General features: G+C 73.4%; 6 protein-coding genes. 2 read left to right on the plus strand and 4 right to left on the minus strand.

All coding sequences use genetic code 11. From position 1 onward, the window contains the following. Position 1 precedes the first annotated feature (1 nt). Positions 2-571 carry a transcriptional repressor NrdR gene (nrdR, locus tag D6689_21005; GenBank protein RMH37458.1) on the minus strand — a complete coding sequence of 190 codons (570 nt, stop codon included), beginning with the start codon at positions 569-571 and terminating at the stop codon, positions 2-4. On the opposite strand from nrdR, the gene D6689_21010 reads away from it, so the two are divergent. Then, positions 531-1,142, plus strand: a complete 612-nt coding sequence (locus D6689_21010; GenBank protein ID RMH37459.1) for a radical SAM protein — start codon at positions 531-533, stop codon at positions 1,140-1,142. The two genes, nrdR and D6689_21010, sit on opposite strands and share 41 nt — an antisense overlap. A gap of 8 nt (positions 1,143-1,150) precedes the next feature. On the opposite strand, the gene D6689_21015 is transcribed toward D6689_21010, so the two are convergent. The 3 genes from D6689_21015 to D6689_21025 all read right to left on the minus strand — a co-directional run bounded on the left by D6689_21015 (position 1,151) and on the right by D6689_21025 (position 5,461). Beyond that, the gene (locus D6689_21015) at positions 1,151-1,558 is read right to left on the minus strand and encodes a (deoxy)nucleoside triphosphate pyrophosphohydrolase (GenBank protein RMH37460.1); all 408 of its coding nucleotides are present in this window, start codon (positions 1,556-1,558) and stop codon (positions 1,151-1,153) included. A 362-nt stretch (positions 1,559-1,920) separates the two neighbouring features. Beyond that, positions 1,921-2,265 carry a hydroxylase gene (locus tag D6689_21020; protein RMH37461.1) on the minus strand — a complete coding sequence of 115 codons (345 nt, stop codon included), beginning with the start codon at positions 2,263-2,265 and terminating at the stop codon, positions 1,921-1,923. Between the two features lie 154 nt (positions 2,266-2,419). Next, on the minus strand, positions 2,420-5,461 hold the full coding sequence (locus D6689_21025) for a DEAD/DEAH box helicase (protein RMH37462.1): 3,042 nt from the start codon (positions 5,459-5,461) through the stop codon (positions 2,420-2,422). Positions 5,462-5,561: 100 nt separating this feature from the next. Between D6689_21025 and D6689_21030 the strand changes: the two genes are divergently transcribed. Further along, on the plus strand, positions 5,562-6,062 hold the full coding sequence (locus tag D6689_21030) for a hypothetical protein (GenBank protein RMH37463.1): 501 nt from the start codon (positions 5,562-5,564) through the stop codon (positions 6,060-6,062). Positions 6,063-6,385 lie beyond the last annotated feature (323 nt).

Below are 6,385 nucleotides of genomic sequence, written 5' to 3' on the forward strand. Positions count from 1 at the left end.
CCTAGGGGCTGCCGCCGTCGCCATCGCGGCCGTCCGGGCCCGCGAACAGGTCGAGTTGTGCCGCGTCGTCTACCGAGTCCGACCGCGGCTCGGTCCGCACCTGCCCGCGTTCGTCGATGTAGTCGGCCGCGAACCGCCGGTACGCCACCGAGTCCACCGCCTGCAGGCGCGCGAGCACGCGGTCGGCGATGTGCCAGCTCGCGACGGCGGGCGTGCCGCGATCCACCAGCTCGGCTTCGATCGCCCGCGCGATGCGCACGACGGTCTCGTCGCCGACCGCCCGCCCGGCGCACACGCGCCGGATCGCGGTCACGAGCTTGGCGTGGTCGAACGGCTCCGCCGGCCGACCGCCGCGCTTGACGACCTTGAGGTCCGTGGGGCCGAGGCGCTCGTAGGTGGTAAACCGACGCTTGCACTCGCCGCACTGCCGCCGCCGCCGCGTCCCGTCTTGCGTGGGCCGCGAATCGACCACCCGCGAGCCACCACCGCAGTACGGACAGTCCACGGAAGTAGTATACGAGGATCGAGCCGTGTCGACGTATCGCGTCAAGGAGCTGTTCGGCCCGACCATCCAGGGCGAGGGCGTCCACGCCGGCCGCGTGTGCGTGTTTCTGCGGTTTGCCGCGTGCAACCTGGCCTGCACCTGGTGCGACACCGATTTTTCGCCGGATGGCGCCGCGCGACTGACCGCAGCGGACATCGCCGACGCACTCTCGCGACTCGATGCCACCGGCAGCCGCACGGTCGTCGTCACCGGCGGCGAACCGGCGCTGCAGTGGGACGCGCCGCTGGCCGACGCCCTGCGCGCGGCCGGGTTTCGCGTCCACATGGAGACGAACGGCACCCGCGCGCTCGCCGCGCCGGTCGACTGGCTCACGGTGTCGCCAAAGCCGCAGTTCCATCCGCCCGGCGTCACCCTGGCCGAACTCGAGGCAGACGAGTGCAAGGTCGTGGTCGACGACGCGGTGGACGACGAGACGCTCGCCGACTACGAGCGCCGCTACGCCTGCGCGCACTACCTCGTCCAACCGTGCTGGGGGCCCGGCTACGATGCGTCGCTCGCCCGCGCGATCGCGCTGGCGCGCAAGCGACCGCGCTGGCGGCTAGGCGTCCAACTGCACAAGTGGATCGGCCTGCCCTGACGCCGGCATCACGCTCGGCTCGAAAACCCGAGCAGCTTGTCCATCGTCTGTTGGTCCGCCGGCGGGAATGCGTAGTCGGCCAGCTCGTCGCTCGTGACCCAGCGGATGTCGCGCACCGCGCGCGGCGCCGGCTCGCTTCCGGGCGCGAGTTCGCACGCGAACATGTGCAGATGCACGTCGTAGCCATCATACTCGTGGACGTGCTCACCGATGCGCTCGACGACGCGCACATCCGTGCCGATCCGTTCGCGCAGCTCGCGGCGTAGCGCGTCCTCGTCGGACTCGCCGTCCTCGACGCGACCGCCGGGAAACTCCCACAGAAGCGGCAACACCGCGGTCTCGCTGCGCTGCGCGATCAGATAGCGCCCGTCGCGCTCGATGACCGCGACCACCACCCGCACGACTCGTTTGTCCATGCGAGCGCGATTATAGGAGCGGCGACCAGCGGGCGCTACGCCCGCTTACGCCCGCTGGCGCGGGATCTGCGGACGCCGACGACGGCGGCGCGGTGACAAGAACCGCCCAAGGCGACGGAGCCTGCCCGGGGCGCGGCGACGCGCGGGCGACGCGGCCGCAGCCGCGACGGCCCGACGCCGTGCACCGCCCCGCGGCCCCGGGATCGCGACGTCAGGGACGTCGCACGCGACAACTCGCGAACGCACGCGCACGGCGCGTGCGCGGACGGTTCCAACGGCGCTCCCCGACCGGTCGCCCCGCTCGAAAACGGCCGGCGCACGCCGACTGCGCGCGTCCGGCGAGGTCGCGAGCGCGCCCCGGCTCAGCGCTGCCACAGGCCGTGCTCGACACCGCCGAGGAGGTAGATCGCGATGGTGCCGTGACCCGGGATCTTCATGGCCTCGATCGCGATCTCGGCGCCCGCGGCTCGGGCCGCGTCGACCCGGGCGGCGAGGTCGTCCACCAGCAGGTACGGGCGGACGACCGGCAGCTCGTCGGGACGCAGGGGCGCGCGGACGCCGATCTTGCCGCCGCTGGCCAGGTCGGCGGTTCGAGCGTTGCCGAGTTCGGGCACGGGCCCGCCGAAGCTGACGCGGTGAACCTGCTGCAGGACCGCGCACACAGCATCGACCTGGGGGGTGACGAACTCGAGGTACGCGATGTCCATGGCTTTCATCCTTTGTTGCAATGGCAATGAAGTCGACGCGCCGGCCGCGGCTCGCCCGCCGCCTCGCCCGGCCGCATGTCAACGGTGTCCCATCGTAGCGCGGGCCCGCGCGCAGATCGTGGCCCGGGCGGATCACGGCGCCGGACGATGGCGCTCACGGTGTCGCCGCCTGCCGCTCGGCCGCCTGGGCCGATTCGCCCGGCGCAAGGTGCCCGTGCAGGCGCGCCACGAGGTCCGCGGCATCGCCGATCAGCTCGCGAACCACCGCGTCGGGCGGCGAGGCCGGCGACGCCGCAAACGCGCGAGCCAGATCGCCGGCGCGCGACAGCGCGTGCGCATCGCTGGTGCGCAGCCGCTCGGCGGGAATCAGCTCGCCGTAGACCGCCGCGAGCAGCGCGTCCGGGGCGTCGCCCGGGTCGCGCGCGGCCGCGGCGCGGCACGCGAGCGCCAGCGACGCGTGCAGCATGGCGAGCGCCTCACCGCCGAGGCCGGCGGCGACCAGCGCGCGCGCCGCGTCGAGCTTGCGCGCGGCGGCCGCCGCTTGCTCGCGGCGACGCGGCACCTCCGGGTCCTCGCACGCGGGCGCCTCGTATCGCACGACCGCCCCGGCCAGCGGCGATCCCTCGCCAAACGACGCCAGCGACTGCGCCGCAGAAGCCGGCACGACGATCGCGCCGCCCACGTCGCCACGGGACGCAGCACCGTCGGCGACGACGGCGACGATGCGGCCGTCGCGGGTCTCGAGCACCCGCTGCAGCGCGTCGCCCACCCGCTCGCGCACGGCGTCGACGACGGCATCCTCGGCGGGCGCGCGCTCGGCCGGCGCCCGCCCGGCCACGGCGTCCTGCCGGCCGGTCTGCGCGGCGTAGCTCTCCTCGAGCAGGGTCGCAACGCGACCGGCCAGCGACGTGCGACCGAGTTCGTCGGTCGCGCTGTCGTCGCCGATCGCGGCCTCGAACAACGCCCGCTTGCCGGCGAGGGTGTGCTCCATCCGCTGCTCGACGCAGTCCTCGCCGACCAGCAGCACCACGTGAACCGACGACGCTTGTCCCAACCGGTGAGCGCGTCCGATCCGCTGGGCAAGCACCGCCGGGTTCCACGGCAGATCCAGGTTGATGATGTGGCTGGCTGCCTGCAAGTTGAGACCGACGCCGCCCGCGTCGGTCGACAGGAACACGTGGCAGTTCGGATCGTCGTTGAAACGGTCCACGAGGGCGCCCCGCTGGCCCGACGGCACTCCACCGTGCAGGCGGACGTAGCCGATCCCGAGCCGCTCGGCGACGCCGGCCGCCAGCCGCTGCATGTGCTCCCACTCGCTGAACACGATCACCTTGTGACCGCCGTCGATGCAGAGCTCCTCGAGCAGCCGCTCGAGTTCGACCAGCTTGGGAGAACCGCCGCGGGGCGGGCGTTCGCCCACGAGTTCGGCCGCGTTGCACGCCATGCGCATGCGCTGAAACGCGCTCAGCAGCTGCTTCTCTTCGGCGGGCGTGAGCGGCCGCTTCTTGAGCCGCGCGAGCAACCGCGCAACCCGGGCTTGCGCCTCGTCGTGCACGTCGCGCTGCGCGGCGCCCAGCGGCACCGAGCGCCGCACGGTGACCAGATCGGGCAGCTGGTCGAGCACGTCCTGCTTGCGGCGGCGCAGGACGTGCGAGCGCAGGCGCGCGCGCAGCTCGGCCAGGTTGCGGTAGCCGGCCGGCTTGCCCCGGTCGTCCAGGAGCATGAAGTCGCGGTTGAAGCACCACAGCGGCCCGAGCACGTGGGGGTCGATCACCTGCATCAGGCTGTAGAGATCGTCGAGGCGATTCTCGAGCGGGGTGCCGGTGAGCACGAACGCGTACGCCGTGTCGAGCTGCTTGACCGCCTCGGCCGTCTTGGTGCGCCAGTTCTTGATCCGCTGCGCCTCGTCGAGCACGAGCAGATCGGCGCCAAGCGCGGCGATGCTGGCCCGATCGGTGCGGACGAGCTCGTAGTTGACGATGACGACCTGGCCGGCGCCGCGGTACATGGCCGCCCGCGCGCGGCGACCGCCGGAGACCACGGTGGTCGTCAGCTGGCGCGGGCCGGCGGTGAATCGCGCGATCTCCTGCGCCCACTGGTGCTTGAGCGACGCGGGACACACGACCAGCGCGCGCGCGACCTGGCCGTCGCGGAACATTCGCGCCATCGCGGCGATGGCCTGCGCGGTCTTGCCCAACCCCATGTCGTCGGCGAGCAGCGCGCGCCCGCGGCTTACGAGAAACGCGACGCCGTCGACCTGGTACGGATACAAGCGCCCCGCGAACCCCGGCTGCTCGGCCCCCGCGCGCCGAACCTGGGCCTCCACCTCGCGCCAGCGCTCGTCGCGCGCCGCGACATCCATCGCCCGCTCGGCAAACGCGCGCACCTCGTCGGGGACCTCGATGCCGGCGGCGCGAGCCGCGGCGTGCAGCTCGGGCCACACCGCCGCGAGCGGCCGCTCGAGCCGACCGTTGGCGCCGAACCAGCGATCGCGCACGCGCCCGGCGCGGCGCGCGCCCGCAGCGACGCGCAAGCCCACCTGTTCCGACGCCGCGTCCACATAAAGGTAGCTGTGCGCGCAGCCGACCTGGCGTGCCGCGCGCAGCCAGGCGCGCCGCCGCCCGCGTTCGAGCCAGGCGAGCACGGCCTCGATGTGCTTGCACGTGCCCAGGCGGTTGGTGCGCAAATCCTCGCAGGTGCAGCTGTTGTGGTGCGCGTCGACGGCGCGAATCACCACGTCATAGGTGCGCTCGGACGGAGACGACACCCGATACCGCCCGAACGCGCCGGCCGCGCCGCGCTCTGCCGCGACGGTGAACAGGCCCGACCGGCCGCGCTCGCGGCGGCGCCGGATCTGCCTCTGCTCGAGCGACTCGTCGCGATCCTCGCCAGCGGCGGGCGGCAGGGCGTGCCCGGCGAGCAGCATCGCGAGCGCCGCCGTGTGCCGGCACGGCTTGCCGTTGGACCGCCCACACGAGCACGCCGTGCGCAGGTCGCCGCGCACCCACTCGATCCGCGCGCGCACGCGACCCGCGCGCTCGTCGCTCACGTAGGCGGCGACCCGCCGGGCGCCGACGTCGGGGCGACTGATGCGCCCGCTCGCAACCAGACGCTCGGCCGCGGCAGCCACGCGGGTGCCGACGCCCAGCGCCCGCGCGCCGTCGGACAACACTTCCACGATCGTCGACTGCTCCATGGCTGGCGACCCTACTCCGCGCCTGTGACAACCCACCGTCTCGCCGCGGTCGCGAACCCGCGCAACGCGGCACCGAGCAAGCCCGAGCGCAGCGACGGGCGTGCGACGGCCCGCCGGACAGGCGGGCGGGACGCGGGTCGCGGGTCGCGGCGCCGGCGACCTCCTCGAGGCGCCGATTCGCGGCCGGCCGACGACATCGACGCCGGCGCCTGCCCCGGCGAGCACGCCGCGCTCCGTGCGCGGCGCGCGGGCGCGCCGATCGACGCCGGCGCCCGACCCGGCCCGCGCGAGCCGGCGAAGCCGACGGGCGCAGGCGGGACCGGCGCGCGGGGTCACCGCCGGCCGGGCGCCGGCGCGGGTGATTTTTTTCGCCGCCCGCGATTTTTTTCGCAACCGCGCGCGCCGCGCCGATACCCCCGGCATGACGCGCAACGACTGGCAACGCGCGGTCGCGGACGACCGAGGCGCCGCGAGCGTCGAGTACGTGGTGCTGCTGGCGACGGTGTCGCTCGGCGTCGCGGCGGCGGTCGCGGCCCTCGCGATTCCGATGATCGAGCGGTTCCGGTGGATGCGCGCCCTCATCAACCTGCCGTTTCCCTGAATGAGGAATCACGTGTCACGTACGGAGGATCGCGAGCCACATCGCGTCGACGGAAAGGCGGAGCGACGAAGGAAGGGTGGCCCCCTTTCGAGGAGCTCCAACGCCGCCGGCGGCGTGGGCGACCGCAAGGACCGTACGCGACGCGTGATTCCTCATTTGGGGGGCGGCGCAGATCGTCTCAAAGGAGAAGAGCTATGGAAACGAAGGACGTCATCGACAACGTGGAAGTGGAGGTCGCCGGGGACGGCAAGCCGACGGTGCTGCAGCGGATTCGCGACAAGCGGCTCGCGCGCGACACGCGCGGGCTGTCGACGGTGGAGTAC

The organism is Deltaproteobacteria bacterium, from assembly GCA_003696105.1.
In the GTDB taxonomy this organism is placed as follows: domain Bacteria; phylum Myxococcota_A; class Polyangia; order Haliangiales; family J016; genus J016.

What these genes read in the sequence shown, in the direction of transcription:
- nrdR (RMH37458.1), bottom strand. Translation starts at nt 571, where the DNA reads ATGGTCGGGCCGAACAGCTCCTTGACGCGATACGTCGACACGGCTCGA.
- D6689_21015 (RMH37460.1), bottom strand. Translation starts at nt 1,558, where the DNA reads ATGGACAAACGAGTCGTGCGGGTGGTGGTCGCGGTCATCGAGCGCGAC.
- D6689_21020 (RMH37461.1), bottom strand. Translation starts at nt 2,265, where the DNA reads ATGGACATCGCGTACCTCGAGTTCGTCACCCCCCAGGTCGATGCTGTG.
- D6689_21025 (RMH37462.1), bottom strand. Translation starts at nt 5,461, where the DNA reads ATGGAGCAGTCGACGATCGTGGAAGTGTTGTCCGACGGCGCGCGGGCG.